We start from the raw sequence: 18,790 nt of genomic DNA, 5'->3' as shown, positions 1-18,790 counted from the left end.
TTCGTTTTTTGCAGAAATGGTGAAACGGTATTTTCACTTGGTGAAACGAGTTGTAAACGGAATATAAAATACTTTACTTTACAGTATTGTTTTTGAAGGTTCTGAGGTGCTAAGAAATTAAGGCACTAAGATTTAAAAAAAGATAAAATATATGAGCCGTTTAGTAATTGTTTTTTCTTTATTTCTAATGTTGTTACTTCCGTTTGGAGTAGTGGCACAGGATTCTCTTGCCAAGAAAAAAGCAGTGCCAATTTCCAAAATGAGCAAAGTATCTAAAGAATTACAAAAATCATTGGATGTAAATGATGAAACGCAAATAGGTCAAAATTATGAACGCCTTGCGAATGAATTCCTTAATAAAGGAGATAATGCAAAGGCCGAAGAATATTATAAAAAAGCATTAGCAAGTTATACCAAACAAAATCTTGCAGATGATAAAATACGAGTAACAAGAAGTATCGCCAAAGTACAAGAGAACCAGAAAAAGTTCGACTCGGCAATAAAAAATTATGAAGCAGCAGGGGCTATTTCAGAAGATAAAAGCGAGGGAAAAATAAACCAGAATGACGCTAACCGATTGCGCACACAAGCAAGCCCGATTACGCAAGCAGGATATGTAAATTCTAATATTGAGTTACTTAAAAAAGAGAATAAAATCGATGAGGTATCTGCGGCATATGTTCAAAAAGCGGAGAATTCTCTACAACAGCAAAATAAAATAGTTGCAATCGAGAGTTACAATAAAGCGCTCGCTTACGCAAAAGATAAACCGGAAGAAGTCATTAAGATTAAAAATGAAATAGCCAAAGTATATGCTTCGGATAATCAGTTTGAGAAAGCGATTGGCATAAACGAAAGACTTTTGGCGGAAGCCAAAACCAAACAAGATTTCATCACACAAATCAAGCAATTGCAATCTTTGGCAAAACTTTATTTTAAAAAAGAAGAGCCTAAGAAAGCCATTCTGTCGCTTAAAGAAGCCTATGATTTAGCATCTAAAAATGGAAATTCTACCGAGGCAAAGAAAAGTTTGTCGGCTTTAATAGCGTATTACAAAACCAAAGGAAACGATAAAGAAAGTATTGCTTTATATGAGCAGTTCTTTAAGAATTTTGACGAACTAATCCAATCTGATACTACACTAATCGATGCAAAAACATTTCAGGTAACCGAAGATAAAATTCGTCAGTTAGAAAAAGAAAAAACCTTAAAAGATGAATTAATTACAAAGAAAAACACCTTCAATTATTTTCTTTTAGGTTCTATATTATTGCTCTTGCTTTTATTCCTATTTATTGTAAAAGCCTTGTATTCGATAAAAACTAAAAATAAAGAAATTGCATTACAATCGTTGAGACGAGAAATGAACCCACATTTTATCTTTAATAGTTTGAATAGTGTGAATCAGTTTATTTCGGAAAATAAAGAATTAGAAGCCAATAAATACCTGACCTCTTATTCTAACCTGATGCGAAACATGATGGAAAACTCCAATAAGGATTTCATCACATTAGACAAAGAAATTGAACAATTAAAAAAATACCTGGACTTAGAACATTTGCGTTTTCAGGATAAATTTGATTTTAAAATTAATGTCGATGAAGCTTTGGATGCCGAAACGGTTTTAGTTCCCAATATGATTATTCAGCCGCATCTGGAAAATGCAATTTGGCACGGATTGCGCTACCTTGATAAAAAGGGATTTCTTAATCTTAATTTTGAGTTTGCAGATGGAAAAGTGGTGGTTGTTATAGAAGATAACGGTATTGGTTTAACCAAAAGTCGAGAACTAAAAACAAGTAATCAAAAAGCACATGAGTCCCGTGGATTAAGCAATACTAAGGAACGTATTGGTTTGCTGAACGAATTGTATAAAAAGAATATTTCTTTTGAAATTATCGAAAAAGAGATGCCAGAAACAGGAACTATTGTCCGAATTGTTTTTCCATTAATAGATAAAATATGATGACTTTTCAAAAGATAAGAAGTGTAATTGTCGAAGACGAACTTGCAGCACGAGAAGTACTCAAGAATTATTTGAGTAAATATTGTCCGCAGGTTGAGGTTATTGGCGAAGCGCAAAATATAAAAGAAGCAGTTCCATTGTTACACGAACTACAACCACAATTGGTTTTTCTGGATGTTGAGATGCCTTTTGGGAATGCTTTTGATGTTTTGGAAGCATGCAAAGATTTACATTTTGAAACGATTTTTGTTACCGCTTTTTCTGAATATTCATTAAAAGCTTTAAACCAAAGTGCTGCTTATTATCTTTTAAAACCTATTAGTATTGAAGAATTGATTGTTGCAGTAAACAAAGTGCATCATCAGGTTATGAACCATGAAATTTTTAACAGAAACAAAATTATCGTTGAGAATTTTCATGAAACTAAACCCGAAAAGCAACAAGTAATTTTACCAACATTAGAAGGTTTTGAAGTGGTTAAAATGGAAGAAATTGTTCGATTAAAAGGTAATGGAAACTTCACTGATTTATACCTAAACAACGGAAATAAGAAAATGGTTTGTCGATTCTTAAAACACTTTTCAGAGATTTTACCCTTACCATTTATACGAGTTCATAAATCGCATATTATTAATATGAATTGTGTAAAATCATATAATAAAGGCGGAATTATAACTCTAAATGATGGGGCAGAAATTGAAGTTTCTCCAACGTATAAAGAAGATTTCCTGAAGAATTTTAAGTAAGTGCTATACTTTACTGATGTAAGTGCAATATCATTAAGTTAAGGAAAAAGATGCAATACTTTGCCGAATATATCTCTCGTAAAGACGCAAAGAAGCCATATTTAAACTTAGCTACTTGGCGCCTTTGCGAGAAAAATTATACCTACAAAGTTTCCGAAACCTTACAGGATGAAGTGCTAAAAGATTTAAAGATCAAACTCATCATCTATAGACATAGAATCTACAGGAACTGCCGTTGAATCTGGTGCTTTTATTCGCAATAGCGAACGAGCGTTTCCAGAAATATAAACAGGCGACCTGTTAATAGTGTCTTCAGGAGTTAAAACACCACGACGCAACATAATATTGCTAAGGAATTTTTGGTTTCTGATAGCGTAATCTTTTAAGTTTCCTTGGTCATTAAATTGATAGGTGAATTTTCTTGGACTCGGAATAATTGTAGCCAGAAATAAACATTCGTTAAGACTTAAATCGGATGGGCTTTTCTGGAAATAAAAACGACTTGCTTCGCCAATTCCGTATACATTTGGCCCCCATTCGATAATATTAAAATATACTTCGAGCATACGTTGCTTGCTTACCACACGATTGTTTTCGAGAATATAAACGAGTAAAATCTCTTCGAGTTTGCGCGATAAAGTTTTTTCTCTGGTTAAGAAAACATTCTTTATTAACTGCATACTAATAGTACTTGCGCCACGAGAAAACTTTTTGGTTCGGATGTTTTTTAATATCGATTGTTTAAAAGCTTCATTAATAAAACCACGATGAGAGAAAAATGATGGATCTTCGGTAGTTAAAACACATTTTTGAAGATACGGAGAAATTTGCTCAATAGGAGTATAATTTGGATTTCCGGCACCTACTAAAACTGGTCGTTGCAATACATTTTTTATGATGGCACGATATACAAATTCGCCATTTAATTTGGTAAGGTTTGCTTCACCATATTTGGTGATAACAAGGTTTTCTTTGTTCAATTTGCTATCAAAAACTAAACTGTTTGGTTTATTTTTGTTGAATTTAAAATCAAGTTTATAGTCAAAATTTCCTGTAGCTTCCATGCCTTGAAAATGGGTAAACAAACCATCAGGCAATGAAACAATAAAATCCTGCGCTTTCATTTTAGGAATAGCAACTTTTAGAGTATAGACAGTATCCGATTGGGTATTATAAGAAACATAAGGATGGAACTTTATTTTGTTTAACTGAACAGTTGAGGTACTATCTATTGAAATAAAATCAGAACCTAACAAGAAGCGATAATCAAAACGAGCATTTTTTATTACTACATCTTTGCTGGCAATTCTTGCATGGTTAATTTTTAAATTTGTGATAGACGAATAACCATCAATATGAAGTTCGCTTCCGTCTTTTTTAATGTTTTCAATATTCAAGCGGATAGAGTCAAAACTAGCCAACATATTAAAACGGTCATCGATGTAGGGTACTCGAATTGCTCCTGTGTCAAGGTTAAAAAATCGAATATCGGCTTTCTTGTTTCTTGGGTCAGCAAATCCTTTTATGTTCCAGCGTTGATCGAATGTATTAGTTTGAACATGTAAATTGGTTTCAAGTTCTTTATCGACCAGGACTAATTTACTTATTGCAATTTGTGCTTTCTTACCATTATCATCAATCTTAAAAATTAAATTTTCCAACTTCATATCGGTAGGAACAAGATTTAATAATTTAGATATAATTCTATAGGCATACGCTGCATATTCTCTTTTTTCGTTTTTAGAAGTATTAGTACTGTCTTTTTTTAAGAAGGCATCAAAGTTCTTAATGTTTCCTTTTTTTACTAATTGTATAAAGCCTCTGTCGATTTTTAAAGTTCCAATCTGGATATCTCCCACCAATAAATGCGATAAACTAATACTGGTTTCTATATTGTGAATATTACAAAGCGTATCTGCATTTTTTGGTACCAAGATTACATTGGTTAGTTTTATCCCCGAAAGCCCATCAAAAGAAGCGGTTTTTACCGAAAACGTACTGTTGTATTCTTTGTTCATTTTATCGGAGACCTTCGCTATAGCTTTATGTAAAAGGGCATCTCTAAAAAAGTAAAATCCTAAAAAAAGTACCACTAAAACTAATGCAAGTATTAGGAATGCTTTGAATATTTTTTGTTTTGGAAACTTCATAAATTGAATTGCTATTTGAAATAATTCGGCTTCTATTATCTGAATTAGAATTATCAGTCTATAAAGAAAATAAAAATCCATTAAAGAATTGGAAAAGTTGACGCAAAAGTTTCCTTATTCAGTATGTATATTTTGATTCAATTTTGCAGCTTTTTAAATAATGTATTTTTCATAGTATAAATCTTATATATTTGCAGAATTATTAATAATTAAAATCAGTTTAAATGAAAACTTTAAAGAAATTTATGTTTATGGCTGTTGTCATCTTTTCACTAGTAGTATCATCTTCTTGCAGTAGTGACAATTCATCAGAAGATAATCTAGAGGAAAGTACAAGTGCAGAAGGGTATATTAAATTTAAATATAATGGGGTTGCTTATAATTTTAACCCTGCTATAATTACTTCAGGAAGCATAAATATAATGGGGTATGAGGGAATTGATGATACTTTTAAAAGTATTTCTATATGGCTGCCTTTGGATTTTACAACAGGAAGTCATCCAATTGTATATGATTTGTCAAATCTTACAACTACCTACCAAGCAAATTTTAGTTTTAAACCTGAAATAAACAATATTAGTGCAACATCAGGAACTGTGAATATTACGGAGAAAAGTGATAAAAAAATAGCAGGGACATTTAGTTTTTCTGGATCAAGAGATGGAAAAACATTTACAATTACCGAGGGAAGTTTTAGTGCACCAAAATTTTAGTAATTGCTTTATAAAAAAAATCTCGCTCAAAATCTTATTAAATTAAGGTTCTGAGCGAGATTTTTAAAATATAAATTGTTGAATTAACCAAAAAGAATACTGGCTACGTCTTCGATTTTGGCAACAAGTTCAATTTTTATTCCTGTATTTTTTAATGCAATTTTATTGTACTTAGATACAAAAATAGTCGAAAATCCTAATTTTTCTGCTTCTTGTATGCGTTGGTCAACTCGGTTTACAGGACGTATTTCGCCTGATAAACCAACTTCTCCAGCAAAACAAAAACCTTTAGTTACAGGAATATCTTCATTTGAGGATAAAATAGCTGCAACAACAGCAAGATCTATCGCAGGATCATCTACAGAAATCCCTCCAGTTACATTCAAGAATACATCTTTTGCTCCCAAGCGAAATCCTGCTCTTTTTTCTAAAACAGCCAAAATCATGTTTAATCTTTTGGCATTATATCCTGTAGTACTTCGTTGAGGTGTTCCGTAAACAGCGGTACTTACTAAGGATTGTATCTCGATCATTAACGGACGCATTCCTTCAAGTGTCGATGCGATTGCTGTTCCTGATAATTCTTCGTCTTTGTGCGAAATTAATATTTCAGACGGATTACTTACTTCTCTTAAACCACTTCCTAGCATTTCGTAAATTCCTAATTCGGCAGTAGATCCAAAACGGTTTTTTAGTGATCGTAAAATGCGATATACATGATTTCTGTCTCCTTCAAATTGTAAAACCGTATCTACCATGTGTTCCAAAATCTTAGGACCTGCTATGTTTCCGTCTTTGGTAATATGCCCAATCAGGATAACAGGAATATTGGTTTCTTTGGCAAACTTGATTAACTCAGCAGTAGTTTCTCTAATTTGAGAGATACTTCCGGCTGTTGATTCGATATAATCCGTATGAAGCGTTTGGATAGAATCGATAATTACTATCTCGGGCTGAATGGCTTCAATTTGTTTGAAGATATTTTGTGTTTTGGTTTCGGTAAGAATATAGCAATTGTCACCATTTGGCGTGATTCTTTCGGCACGCATTTTTATTTGTTTCTGGCTTTCTTCTCCAGAAACGTAAAGAGTTTTATAAGGTAGTTGTAATGAAACTTGAAGCAAAAGTGTACTTTTTCCAATTCCAGGTTCTCCTCCTAAAAGAGTTAATGAACCAGGAACAATACCACCACCAAGTACACGGTTTAATTCGCCGTCAGTTGTGTCCATACGAACTTCCTGAGTCGAATCTATTTCGTTTATTCGTAAAGGGCGAGGAGCCTTGCCACTAGGTGTAGGTTCGCTCTTCCAAGCAACTTTTTCTTGTTTTTGGATAATTTCCTCGGCTATGGTATTCCATTCTTTGCACGAATTACATTGCCCTTGCCATTTGGAATATTGGGCGCCACAATTCTGGCAAAAAAATGTTGTTTTAACTTTTGACATTATTTCTTTTTAATAAGACCGTTCATTTCATCTATTTTGTCATACATCAAGTCTTTGTTTAATTTACCAATAGGTTCCATTTGGGAAGCGTTTTGATATTTTTTTGAAGCTCTTTTTGCATCACCCATTTTTTCATACATCAATCCTAATTCATATTCGCCTAGCATTGCTTTAGGATAGCTTGTATTGGCGATTTCGGCTAATATACCCAATTCGTCGTAAGCATTGTTTTTTAAAATAGCGGTTTCTACTGCTATATAATCATTCATTCGAACAGGCATTTCTACACCTAATGTTTTTGTGATGATATCGTATTTGTTTCTTAGATAATCTACATAACCAGATTTAAGAATAACTATTTTGTCATTATACTCAGCTAAATTTATAGGTTTGTATGCATCAAAAATTTGATTTAAAGCATTTGGAATCGAGTATAAAACCACTGAATAATAAGTCGTATTTTTAAATAAATCGTATTTGTAATTTATTAAAGGATTGTTGGCTATTTTGATGTTTTGATCTAGTTTTTGAATAGGTTCTTTTGTCTTTTTAACATCTCCATCGGCAGCCGATAGATAATAAAATAACGGTGTTTTTAATTTAGCAAATTTTTCAGGAACACGTACTTCCATTTGAGTTGCCAATTCTGGACTCATAGAGATAAAGGCATTAAATATAGGAACTTCTTTATACAAGAAAAAATTCAAATAACCTGCAGTCACACCATGACCAGCAATAATTCGGAACGGGGCTGTGCGGTATTTTCTTTCCACTAAAGGGATTACCTCTCCCGCAACAAATTCGAAAAATTTAGCTCCTTTTTCAAAAGGTAGGCCATTAATTCCATCGAAGGTAGAATCGTCTTCGCGTTCATCATTTTTATTTTGATGAATAGCTACAATAATAACTTCTGGTAAATCATCCCAATAGGTACCATATTTTAAAGCACCACTAAATGGATCAAGAAGATATTCTCCATCGAATAAATAAAGAACTGGGTAATTTCTGGTTTTATTATTTTCGTAAGAAGCAGGTAATTCTACAGTAATGGTTCTTGTTTCTCCTAATGATGTTGAATTAATTGTTTCTGTTTTTCTTTGAGAAAAAGCTGTAATTGAAATAAAAAGAAGTAGTAGGTAAACTTTTTTCATAATTTGGGATTTCTGAAATTTTAAGATTGTTAAAATAGAGTAGCAATATAGTACTTTATTTTTCTTATTTAATACTTGTTAATTGCAAATTGGCAAAGCAATGTTGTTTAGTTGGCTTATAGATACGACAAAAATCCTTTTACAAATTTTAACTTTGAAAAAGGATGATTTTATTTGTTAAGAAATGGATTTATGTCAACGAATTGTCATTTTCATTTGGGAAAACGATCCATGGTTTGAAGGTTTTGGCTTCTTCAAACTCCAATGTTGCGTAAGAAATGATTATGATGATATCATCTTTTTGTACTTTTCTTGCTGCAGGACCATTTAGGGTTATTTCGCCCGAATTTCGTTCTCCTTTAATAGCATACGTTTCAAAACGTTCGCCATTATTGATGTTCACAATTGCTACTTTTTCACCTTCAATAATATTTGAGGCGTCTAGTAAGGCTTCGTCAATAGTAATGCTGCCAATATAATTAAGATCGGCTCCAGTTACTTTTACACGGTGTATTTTTGATTTTACTACTTGAATTTGCATGCTACAAAAGTAAATTAATTTAATGAAATAGTGTCAATCAACCTAATAGAATTAACAAATACTGCTATAAATGCGCGGTAATTTTTGTCTTTATTTTTGTGTTCTATAGGTAATAATGTAGATTCATCGGCAATTACGAAATATTCTAATTCAAACTTATCATTGTCTTTGAAGGAATTTTCTACAAATTCAATTGTTTCTTCGGGACTTTTAGTCTGAAATATTTCTTTTGCTTCGGTTAAGGTTTTGTAAATTATAGCAGCTTCCTGACGTTCATCGGGTGTTAAACGTTCGTTTCTGGAGCTCATTGCTAATTGGTTTGATTCTCTAAAAATAGGGCAACCAACTACATTTACAGGTAAATGGTTTTTTTCGACCATTTTCTTTACAATTTGTAATTGCTGGAAATCTTTCTCTCCAAAATAAGCGTTTGTAGGAGTGATAATCTCGAATAAACGTTTTACAATTGTACCTACACCATTAAAATGCCCAGGTCTGAATTTTCCCTCCATTTGGTTTTCTAATCCGTCGAAATCAAAGGATTGAGAAACAGTATGACCTTCGTAAATATCTTCGACAGTTGGAGCGTATAAAATTATTTTATCGCTTAATGTGCGCATTTTTTTTACATCTTCGTCTAGAGTTCGGGGGTATTTTGCTAAATCTTCTTGGTTGTTAAACTGTGTTGGATTTACAAAAATACTTACAACTGTGTCATCATTTTCGTTCAATGATCGTTGCATTAATGCTAGGTGACCTTGGTGTAAAGCGCCCATGGTTGGTACGAAACCAACACTCGAATTTTCGGTTTTAATAGTTTTTAAATAAGCTATTAAAGCAACTTTACCGTAGAAAATATGCATGGTGGTATTATTAAAATTTAGTGCAAACATAATATATTAGTTAATAACTGCATAAAATTTTGTAATTTTGCATCGTTTTTATTACCAAAAATTAAGCAAATTACTATTATGAAAGATAAGAGGATATTGTATGTATCATCTGAAGTCGTGCCTTATTTGGCTGAAAATGAGGTTTCTTTAATGTCTTATGATGTGCCAAAAATGATTAATGATCAAGGCGGACAGATAAGAATTTTCATGCCAAGATATGGGAATATCAATGAAAGAAGACACCAGTTGCACGAAGTAATCAGGCTTTCAGGCATGAATTTGGTAGTGAACGACTTAGATATGCCATTGATTATTAAGGTAGCATCTATCCCAAAGGAGAGAATTCAGGTTTACTTTATAGATAACGATGAGTATTTTAAAAGGAAAGCAACCTTTGCCGATGAAGAAGGCGTGATGTATCCAGATAATGACGAACGAGCAATTTTCTTTGCAAAAGGAGTTGTTGAAACCGTTAAGAAATTAAACTGGGTTCCAGATATTATTCATGTACATGGATGGATGGCTGCAATGTTGCCTATTTATATGAAACATTATTATAAACATGAAGCGTTATTTTCTGAAACCAAGATTGTAACGTCTGTTTATACGCAATCGTTTGATGAAACATTAGACCCTGAAATGATTAAGAAAGTAAAGTTTGATGGTATTCCACATGAAGCTGTTTCAGACTTAGAGATTCCAAATTATGAAAATATTTTAAAGGCAAGTATTCTTCATTCTGATGGAGTAATTATAGCTTCAAATAACCTATCTTCAAGTTTAACAAAATTTATAGAATCTTCGGGAAAACCTTTTTTACCTTTCGCCGCAAAAGATGCATTCGCAGAAGCGTATACAAATTTTTATAAAAACGAGATTCTTTAAAATTTAACTTTTTTATTACACATGTATAATACTTCTTTTTTTAAGAAAATACTTTTAGTTGCAAGCGTTGTTCTTTTATATTCTTGCGATAAGGATTTCAATGTTATTGGTGATGATTTAATAGGTGATAATCACTTTGATTTAGCGATATACAATTCAAATGTTGTAGCTTATAATCAACAAATATTTCCAATACAATCTAATAATTTAAATATAAATCAATTAGGGATTTATGATAATCCAGCATTTGGTATTACAACGGCTAATTTTGCTACTCAGTTGACATTAGCAGCTGTGGCTCCGGTTATTGGTGCAAGCCCAGTTGCGGATAGTATTGTGTTAAGTGTTCCATATTTTAGTCATATGACGGCGCAAAATACAGATGGAAGTAGTGTTTATAAATTGGATTCAATATATGGTCCTGATTTGTCTAAAATAAAGCTAAGTATTTATGAGTCGGGTTATTATATGGCGGATCTAGATCCAAGTAATAATTTTCAGAATAAGCAGCTTTTTTATACGAATCAAAATTCTGATTTTTATAATGCTAAAGTTGCTAGTCGTTTGAATAATGCTTCAAATCCATTGAATAATGATGCATTTGTTTTTAGTTCAAGTGAAATTAGAGAAAGTACTAGTGATGCCACTGGAAAAGTGACTGTTACAAGGAGTGCTCCAGCAATGAGATTAAAATTAGATAAAACTTATTTTGAAGATAGAATTTTAAAAGCTTCAGCATCTAATTTAGCTACAAATGATGTTTTTAAAAATTATTTCAGAGGATTATATTTTAATATTGATAAATCTGGTAGTGATCCTGGAAATATGGCAATGATGGATTTTAAGAAAGGTAAAGTAACAATTTATTATAAAGCAAAGACTGTTATAACAACAGATCCAGAGGAAACAATGGAGTCAAAAACGCTTGTTCTTAATTTAACTGGTAATACTGTAAATCTTTTAAATCAAAGTAATGTAAATCCTGCTTACAATACTGCAATAACTACTCCTAAAGTTACAGGTGATGATAAGCTGTATTTAAAAGGAGGAGAAGGATCAATGGCAGTGTTAGAGCTTTTTGCGCCAGGAGAGTTAGATGAAATTAGAAGTAAAGGGTGGTTGATTAATGAAGCAAATTTAGTTTTTAATATTGATTCGGATGCTATGAAGAATAGCTCAGAACCAAACAGAATTTATTTGTACGATTTTAATAATAATCGACCTATTGTTGATTATTATAATGATGGAACTCCAAGTGCTTCTACTGATGTAAAAAAAGCAAAACAGATTTTTAGTGGTATTATAAATGTTGATCCAACAAGTAAAAGAGGTACCAGTTATAAAATCAGAATTACTAATCATGTTAGAAATTTGATAAAATATAAGGATTCAACTAATGTAAAGATGGGGATAGTAGTTACAGAGGATATAAATACAATCACTTCTAATAAATTAAGAGATTCAGATAAAAAATTAACTGCTAGGCCTGAAATTCCTTTTACTGCAGCTCCGAGAGCATCTGTTTTGAATCCGTTAGGGACAATTCTTTATGGAGGAACTCCTGCGGCAGCTGATAAGAGATTGAAACTTCAGATTTACTACACGAAACCAAATTAATTTAAATAGATATGTGTGGAATTGTTGGATATATAGGATATAGAGAGGCGTATCCTATTGTAATTAAAGGACTAAAACGACTCGAATACAGAGGATATGATAGTGCTGGCGTTATGTTATATGACGGAGAAGCAGTTAAACTTTGTAAAACAAAAGGTAAAGTTTCGGATCTTGAAGCTAAGGCTAAAGATAATTTTACGACAAACGGAACTATAGGAATAGGACATACGCGTTGGGCAACACATGGTGTTCCTAACGATGTGAATTCGCATCCTCATTTGTCAAACTCAGGAGACTTGGCGATAATACATAATGGTATTATTGAAAACTATGCTCCGCTTAAAGAAGAGTTGAAAAAAAGAGGATACATTTTTCATTCTGATACTGATACTGAAGTATTGGTGAATTTGATTGAAGATGTTCAAAAACAAGAAAATCTTAAACTAGGTAAAGCAGTTCAGGTTGCATTAAATCAAGTTGTAGGTGCTTATGCTATTGCAGTATTTGATAGAAAAAATCCAAATGAAATTGTTGCTGCCAGATTAGGTAGTCCGTTAGCAATTGGTGTTGGAGAAGGTGAATATTTTATTGCATCTGACGCTTCTCCTTTTATCGAATATACTACAAATGCAGTTTATCTGGAAGATGGTGAAATGGCCAATATCAGATTGCATAAGCCTATTAAAATCAGAAAAATTAAAGATGATTCTTTGGTTGATCCTTATATTCAAGAACTTCAAATGAATTTGGAGCAAATTGAAAAAGGAGGTTATGACCATTTCATGCTTAAAGAAATATACGAACAACCAAGCGTTATAAAAGACACGTATAGAGGAAGACTTCATGCAAATGAAGGAATTGTTCAGCTAGCAGGTGTTGAAGATAATTTGGAAAAATTTCTTAATGCTGACAGAATTATTATTGTTGCTTGTGGTACTTCATGGCATGCAGGTTTAGTTGCAGAATATATCTTTGAGGAATTTGCCCGAATTCCAGTAGAGGTTGAATATGCTTCGGAATTTAGATACCGTAATCCTATCATCAATAAAACAGATGTTGTTATTGCAATCTCTCAATCGGGAGAAACTGCAGATACAATGGCTGCTATTAAATTAGCAAAAGAACATGGAGCATTTGTATTTGGTGTTTGTAATGTTGTTGGTTCATCTATTTCTAGAGAAACTCACGCAGGAGCTTATACTCATGCAGGTCCAGAGATTGGAGTTGCGTCTACAAAAGCATTTACAACTCAAATTACTGTGTTAACAATGATTGCTTTGCGTTTAGCAAAAGCAAAAGGAACATTATCTAATCCTGATTTCCATAGATATTTACAAGAATTAGAGCTTATACCAGACAAGGTAAAAGAAGTTTTAGAAACTAATGATGTTGCTAAAGAAATTGCAGCTGTTTTTAAAGATTCTCCAAATTGTTTGTACTTAGGAAGAGGTTATAACTTTCCTGTGGCGCTAGAAGGAGCTTTAAAGCTAAAAGAAATCTCGTATATCCATGCTGAGGGTTATCCTGCGGCAGAAATGAAGCACGGACCAATTGCTTTAATAGATGAGCAAATGCCAGTAATTGTAATTGCGCCTAAGCAAGGACATTACGATAAAATTGTAAGTAATATTCAAGAGATAAAATCCAGAAGTGGAAAAATCATCGCTGTAGTTACTAAGGGAGATACACAAGTACGTGAATTAGCGGATTATGTGATTGAAATTCCTGAAACATCAGATGCTTTATCGCCATTAATTACTACAATTCCGTTGCAACTTTTATCTTATCACATAGCAGTTATGAGGGGTTGTAATGTTGATCAACCAAGAAACTTGGCTAAGTCAGTTACTGTAGAGTAAAACAAAAAATAAAACATAAGTGTTTGAAAAAGCGAGATTTATATCTCGCTTTTTTTTATATCAAAAAATTAAGAATTCATTTTTGTAGAATATTCAATTTTTTGTTAAAAATAATATGTATGCATAGTATATTTCAATGAGTTAGGGCTTTATAGTTGTCAAAAGTTTAAAAAACAGCAATGTGAAAAATGTATTTTTGTTGCTAAAAAAATAAAGAAAATTAATTCTTTTTAACAAATTTTTAGTAATATCAAAAATATTTGTACTTTGGCAATATAAACCAACTAAATCTAACCAAATGAGAATGTATTTACTTATTCTATCATTGTTCTTCTGCGGCGTTTCTTTTGCGCAGAGTACAATTTCAGGTTCCGTTACCGATAATAAAAATCAATCGATTCCAGGGGCTAATATTAACGTTGTTGGAGAGTCCAGTAGTACCTCTACTGATTTTGACGGATCATTTACTTTAAAGTCCTCAAAAAATTTTCCTTTTACAATTAAGGTTACGGCAGTAGGCTATGAAACGAAAACGGTTAATGTTACTTCGGCTTCGCAAAAAGTTATTGTGTCGTTAGCAGAAGAAAGAACAATGTTAAACGAGATTGTAGTTTCGGCTTCGAGAACTCCAGAAAGAATTATTGAGTCGCCTGTTACAATTGAGAGAATGGGGCTTCAGGAAATAAGAAATACAACGGCTCCGTCTTTTTACGAAGGATTGGAGAATATGAAAGAGGTTATTTTTAATACTAGTAGTATTTCGTTTAAATCGGTAAATACGAGAGGTTTTGCAACTGTTGCTAATACTCGTTTTATGCAATTGGTTGATGGTATGGATAATTCATCTCCTGCGTTGAACTTTGTATTAGGAAACTTAATTGGTCTAAATGATTTAGATGTTGCAAGTGTAGAGCTTTTGCCTGGAGCATCGTCTGCACTTTATGGAGCTAATGCTTTTAATGGTATTTTGTTTATGAATAGTAAAAGCCCTTTTACAAATCAAGGGATTAGTACTTATTTTAAATATGGTCAAACATCTCAGGATGTTGCAGGAACAAATGATTATGTTGATTTTGGGTTTAGAGCGGCTACTGCATTTACTAAACATTTTGCATTAAAAGCAAACTTTAATTATATAAGCGCTACTGAGTGGATTGCTGATGATCAAAGAAGTATGACTGGAGGTTCTATTGGTCATGCAAATAATCAAAATTATGATGGATTAAATATTTATGGAGATGAGGTAACTACCTTTCTTTCTAATGTAGGGCAGGTAAGTAGAACGGGATATCATGAAAAAGATTTAAATGATAATAAATCTAAAAGTATAAAGGCAGATTTTGCTATGCATCTTAAACCATGGGAAAGTGAAACTGAGATTATACTTCAGTATAAGGTAGGTGTAGGAAGTACTATTTATCAAGGAGCAAATAGATATTCTTTGAAAAATTTCTTTATGGATCAAACCAAATTAGAAATTAAAGGAAAGAATTTCTTTGCGAGAGTTTATATGACTACAGAAGATGCTGGAGATTCGTATGATATGCGTTTTGCTGGTTGGAATGTAAATAGAGCAGCTAAATCAGATACAAACTGGTTTACAGATTATGCTAAATCATTTCAATTATCATCGGCAGTATTAGGACTTAATGCAAATGATGCTGCAAATTATGCTAGAAATTTTGCAGATTATAACGTTTCGCCAGGTTTAGGTCTATCACCAAATATTGATCCTAATAATCCAAGTGCTCCAAGATCTGCAAGATTTGAACCAGGTTCTCCTCAGTTTAAAAGTGCATTTGCTAATGTGGTAAGTAATCCAGATTTAACACAAGGAGCTAAATTTATTGATCACTCTAAATTATATCATTCAGATGTGAATTATAATTTTAAAGACCTTATCAAATTTGCTGAAATTCAAGTTGGGGGCTCTTGGAGAGAGTATTTAATGAATTCTGAAGGAACAATTTTTACAGATTATGACGGACCTTTAAATTATAAAGAATACGGTGCTTATACGCAATTGGCAAAAAAATGGATGGATGATAGATTGAAATTTACTGGATCTGTTCGTTATGACAAAAGTCAGAATTTTAAAGGGAATATATCTCCAAGGGTAGCATTTGTATATTCAGCAGGAGCAACAAGAGTTCATAATTTTAGAGTTTCTTATCAAACAGGTTTTAGAAATCCAACAACTCAAGATCAATATATTGGTCTGGATTTAGGGCCATTTGCATTAATTGGTTCTGCTGCAGAAAATCTTGATCGTTTTACAGAAATTAGAGATGTGAGTCCTGCTGGTCAAGCTGCAGGTAATCCTGCTCAGATAGAAATGAGTGGGCAAAATGCTTATCATAATGCATATACTGTAGCTTCTGTACAAGCATTTGCAGCTTCGGGAAATCCTAAAGATTTACAAGTAGCTAATATTGGTTTGGTAAAACCAGAAGAAGTGCAAGCTTTTGAGGTTGGGTATCGCTCAGTAGTAAGAGATTTTTCAATTGATCTTAATGCATATTATAATATCTATGATAATTTCATGAATACAGCTCGAGTAATTAGTCCGTATTATGGAACGGTGGGAACGGATATGACTAATCCAGCGGTATTACAAAGTTACCAAGCGTTGGCATTTGGAGATAGAAGAGTTTATCAGGTTTATACAAATACAAGTGCGCAAATTACCTCTTTTGGTGTTGGTGTTGGTTTATCTAAAAAAGTATATAAAGACTTTGAGGTTGGTGTTAACTACAACTATTCACAATTTAATTTTGATCAGTCGAAAGATCCTGGATTTGTTGCAGGTTTTAATACTCCAAAACATAGAATTAAAGGTTCGTTAGGAAATTCGAAATTATTTAAAAATTTTGGGTTTAACATGAATATAAGATGGAATACAGAGTATTTATGGGAGGCATCTTTCGCAGATGGAATGGTTCCGGAGAATACGGTATTTGATGCTCAGGTAAATTACGGAATTCCTAAGTTGAAATCAGTTATCAAGGTTGGAGCAACAAATATTTTTGGAAAAGATTATATTCAGGTTGTAGGAGCAGGTTTAATAGGGCAACAATGGTTTGCTTCATGGACAATTAACCCATAAAATTATAGATATATAATTAAGTACTTCTTGTTGAATTAAGAAGTTTTGGGAAAATGAATATTAATGTATTAAAATAACAAATCATGATAAAAAATTTTAAATGGCTACTATTGGTTTCATTAGCCTTTGTAGCATGTAATAACGATGATGAAGATACAACACCAGCAGAAGTTCCAGTAACACCAGGTTCGGCAGTTTTTACAAAGTATGTAGCTTTGGGGGATTCATTTGCAGCAGGATATAGTGATGGAGCTTTATTTGTAAAAGGACAGGGAGGTTCTTATGCTAATATATTGTCTCAGCAGTTTATTGCTGCTGGGGGTGGGGATTTTAAAACGCCGTTGACTTCGGATAATGTTGGAGGGTTGTTATTTGGGGGTGTTCCAAATCCAAAATTTCCGCCAAGATTTGCAATATTAGGATTTAATCCAGATGGTACGCCAAAGATTGCGCCCGTACCATTTGCTTCCACAACTGAAGTTATGGCACACATAACAGGACCTTTTAATAATCTGGGTGTTCCTGGGGCAAAAAGCTTTCATTTAATAGCGCCAGGATATGGTAATCCTGCAGGGTTATCTTTAGGTGCCGCAAATCCATATTTTGTTCGGTTCGCTACTGTACCGGGAACTACTATTTTGAAGGATGCTACAGATCAAAAGCCTACTTTTTTCTCTTTATTTATAGGAGGAAACGACGTTTTAAGTTATGCAACATCAGGCGGAGCAGGAAAAGATCAAAAAGGGAATCCTAATCCAGCTACTTATGGTAGTGATGATATTACGGATCCTACTGTATTTGCAAATGTGTATACAGCTTTAGTTGGAGGTTTAACGGCAGGGGGAGCTAAAGGGGTAGTAGCAAATTTACCTTACGTAAATGCATTGCCTTATTTTACAACTGTTCCTTATAATCCAGCTGCGCTAACAGCTCCTTTGGTAGCACTATTAAATTCTGGATATGCTACTTATAATGCAGGTTTGTTAACTATGGTTAAAAATGGATTACTGACTGAAGCCGAAGCGGTTCGTCGTACGGTAAAATTTGCTGCTGGAAATGGTAATGCAGTTGTTATTGTAGATAGTTATTTAACAGATCTTAGCGCATACGGGCTTCCATCTTACAGGCAAGCTACGAAAGAAGATTTCATGGTCTTGACTTCCAGAGCATTTATAGGTACTACAGTTGGTGGAGATCCAACAAAAGTAAATGGTTTGTCGGTACCGTTGGCAGATAATTGGGTGTTGTCAAAAGATGAAGTAAAAGAAGTTAGTACAGCAACAGATGCTTATAATATAACAATTGAAGCAATCGCTAAGGAAAAAGGGTTAGCTTTTGTCGATACAAGAACTGTTATGGCAAAATTATCTAATGGAGGTCTTAATTTCGGAAATTTTAATATGACATCCGCTTATGTAACCGGAGGGGCATTTTCGCTTGACGGAATTCATCCAAGTGCACGAGGGTACGGGTTAATTGCTAATATTTTTATAGATGCCATTAATGCAAAGTATGGTTCCACATTGCGACATGTTGATTTGTCTACTTATCCAATTCAATATCCAGCAATATTACAATAAAGCCAATTTTTTTTAGTAGGAAAGCCACCCATTTTAACAATGTGGTGGTTTTTTTATCTCCTTGTAAAGATGGACTTTTATGCAATCGATGTACTTATTTTTGTAAACTGATAAAAATATAGTATTTTTCTAAAAAAA

13 protein-coding genes are annotated in these 18,790 nt (G+C 33.0%); 8 read left to right on the top strand and 5 right to left on the bottom strand.

Annotated elements, in window-relative coordinates; translation table 11 throughout:
• Positions 1-151: 151 nt before the first annotated feature.
• Complete coding sequence (locus SHI72_RS20215; protein WP_323491191.1) at positions 152-1,966, top strand: histidine kinase; 1,815 nt, start codon at positions 152-154, stop codon at positions 1,964-1,966.
• Positions 1,963-2,712 (top strand): LytR/AlgR family response regulator transcription factor, encoded by a 750-nt coding sequence (locus SHI72_RS20210; RefSeq protein ID WP_264205812.1) that lies wholly within the window; start codon positions 1,963-1,965, stop codon positions 2,710-2,712. Before SHI72_RS20215 ends, SHI72_RS20210 begins: the two co-directional genes overlap by 4 nt.
• A gap of 185 nt (positions 2,713-2,897) precedes the next feature.
• Here the strand turns inward: SHI72_RS20210 and SHI72_RS20205 are convergent, their stop codons facing one another.
• Positions 2,898-4,862 (bottom strand): biosynthetic peptidoglycan transglycosylase, encoded by a 1,965-nt coding sequence (locus SHI72_RS20205; protein ID WP_323491190.1) that lies wholly within the window; start codon positions 4,860-4,862, stop codon positions 2,898-2,900.
• A gap of 224 nt (positions 4,863-5,086) precedes the next feature.
• Here SHI72_RS20205 and SHI72_RS20200 point away from each other — a divergent pair, with 224 nt between their 5' ends.
• Positions 5,087-5,575, top strand: a complete 489-nt coding sequence (locus SHI72_RS20200) for a hypothetical protein (protein WP_323491189.1) — start codon at positions 5,087-5,089, stop codon at positions 5,573-5,575.
• 83 nt (positions 5,576-5,658) lie between these two features.
• On the opposite strand, the gene radA is transcribed toward SHI72_RS20200, so the two are convergent.
• The 4 genes from radA to panC form a co-directional block, all read right to left on the bottom strand.
• Positions 5,659-7,020, bottom strand: a complete 1,362-nt coding sequence (gene radA / locus SHI72_RS20195; protein WP_039113245.1) for a DNA repair protein RadA — start codon at positions 7,018-7,020, stop codon at positions 5,659-5,661.
• The gene (locus SHI72_RS20190; protein ID WP_323491188.1) at positions 7,020-8,171 is read right to left on the bottom strand and encodes an alpha/beta hydrolase; all 1,152 of its coding nucleotides are present in this window, start codon (positions 8,169-8,171) and stop codon (positions 7,020-7,022) included. Before SHI72_RS20190 ends, radA begins: the two co-directional genes overlap by 1 nt.
• Before the next feature lie 190 nt (positions 8,172-8,361).
• Positions 8,362-8,712: an aspartate 1-decarboxylase gene (panD, locus tag SHI72_RS20185; RefSeq protein WP_035623468.1), complete on the bottom strand. Its 351-nt coding sequence runs from the start codon at positions 8,710-8,712 to the stop codon at positions 8,362-8,364.
• A 14-nt stretch (positions 8,713-8,726) separates the two neighbouring features.
• Positions 8,727-9,605, bottom strand: coding sequence for a pantoate--beta-alanine ligase (panC, locus tag SHI72_RS20180; protein ID WP_086894966.1), 879 nt, complete (start codon positions 9,603-9,605; stop codon positions 8,727-8,729).
• A gap of 78 nt (positions 9,606-9,683) precedes the next feature.
• Between panC and SHI72_RS20175 the strand changes: the two genes are divergently transcribed.
• The 5 genes from SHI72_RS20175 to SHI72_RS20155 all read left to right on the top strand — a co-directional run bounded on the left by SHI72_RS20175 (position 9,684) and on the right by SHI72_RS20155 (position 18,652).
• Complete coding sequence (locus tag SHI72_RS20175; protein WP_039113242.1) at positions 9,684-10,490, top strand: glycogen/starch synthase; 807 nt, start codon at positions 9,684-9,686, stop codon at positions 10,488-10,490.
• Between the two features lie 21 nt (positions 10,491-10,511).
• A complete protein-coding gene (locus tag SHI72_RS20170; protein WP_086894965.1) occupies positions 10,512-12,107 on the top strand; it encodes a DUF4270 domain-containing protein in 1,596 nt (531 codons plus the stop codon).
• Between the two features lie 11 nt (positions 12,108-12,118).
• Complete coding sequence (gene glmS / locus SHI72_RS20165) at positions 12,119-13,966, top strand: glutamine--fructose-6-phosphate transaminase (isomerizing) (protein WP_039113239.1); 1,848 nt, start codon at positions 12,119-12,121, stop codon at positions 13,964-13,966.
• A gap of 298 nt (positions 13,967-14,264) precedes the next feature.
• Positions 14,265-17,072 carry a TonB-dependent receptor domain-containing protein gene (locus SHI72_RS20160; RefSeq protein ID WP_323491187.1) on the top strand — a complete coding sequence of 936 codons (2,808 nt, stop codon included), beginning with the start codon at positions 14,265-14,267 and terminating at the stop codon, positions 17,070-17,072.
• 83 nt (positions 17,073-17,155) lie between these two features.
• Positions 17,156-18,652, top strand: a complete 1,497-nt coding sequence (locus SHI72_RS20155; protein WP_323491186.1) for a G-D-S-L family lipolytic protein — start codon at positions 17,156-17,158, stop codon at positions 18,650-18,652.
• The last annotated feature ends 138 nt before the right edge of the window (positions 18,653-18,790 follow it).

The sequence above is a fragment of the Flavobacterium sp. PL02 genome, assembly GCF_035013205.1.
Lineage (GTDB): Bacteria > Bacteroidota > Bacteroidia > Flavobacteriales > Flavobacteriaceae > Flavobacterium.
Note: the sequence above shows the minus strand (reverse complement) of the source record. Positions and strands in the feature narration are given on the sequence as shown.

Bases quoted from the DNA above. Each gene is read 5' to 3' on its own strand.
- SHI72_RS20205 (WP_323491190.1), bottom strand. From the start codon at position 4,862: ATGAAGTTTCCAAAACAAAAAATATTCAAAGCATTCCTAATACTTGCA.
- SHI72_RS20210 (WP_264205812.1), top strand. From the start codon at position 1,963: ATGATGACTTTTCAAAAGATAAGAAGTGTAATTGTCGAAGACGAACTT.
- SHI72_RS20175 (WP_039113242.1), top strand. From the start codon at position 9,684: ATGAAAGATAAGAGGATATTGTATGTATCATCTGAAGTCGTGCCTTAT.
- SHI72_RS20200 (WP_323491189.1), top strand. From the start codon at position 5,087: ATGAAAACTTTAAAGAAATTTATGTTTATGGCTGTTGTCATCTTTTCA.
- SHI72_RS20190 (WP_323491188.1), bottom strand. From the start codon at position 8,171: ATGAAAAAAGTTTACCTACTACTTCTTTTTATTTCAATTACAGCTTTT.
- glmS (WP_039113239.1), top strand. From the start codon at position 12,119: ATGTGTGGAATTGTTGGATATATAGGATATAGAGAGGCGTATCCTATT.
- radA (WP_039113245.1), bottom strand. From the start codon at position 7,020: ATGTCAAAAGTTAAAACAACATTTTTTTGCCAGAATTGTGGCGCCCAA.
- SHI72_RS20160 (WP_323491187.1), top strand. From the start codon at position 14,265: ATGAGAATGTATTTACTTATTCTATCATTGTTCTTCTGCGGCGTTTCT.
- SHI72_RS20215 (WP_323491191.1), top strand. From the start codon at position 152: ATGAGCCGTTTAGTAATTGTTTTTTCTTTATTTCTAATGTTGTTACTT.
- panC (WP_086894966.1), bottom strand. From the start codon at position 9,605: ATGTTTGCACTAAATTTTAATAATACCACCATGCATATTTTCTACGGT.
- SHI72_RS20155 (WP_323491186.1), top strand. From the start codon at position 17,156: ATGATAAAAAATTTTAAATGGCTACTATTGGTTTCATTAGCCTTTGTA.
- SHI72_RS20170 (WP_086894965.1), top strand. From the start codon at position 10,512: ATGTATAATACTTCTTTTTTTAAGAAAATACTTTTAGTTGCAAGCGTT.
- panD (WP_035623468.1), bottom strand. From the start codon at position 8,712: ATGCAAATTCAAGTAGTAAAATCAAAAATACACCGTGTAAAAGTAACT.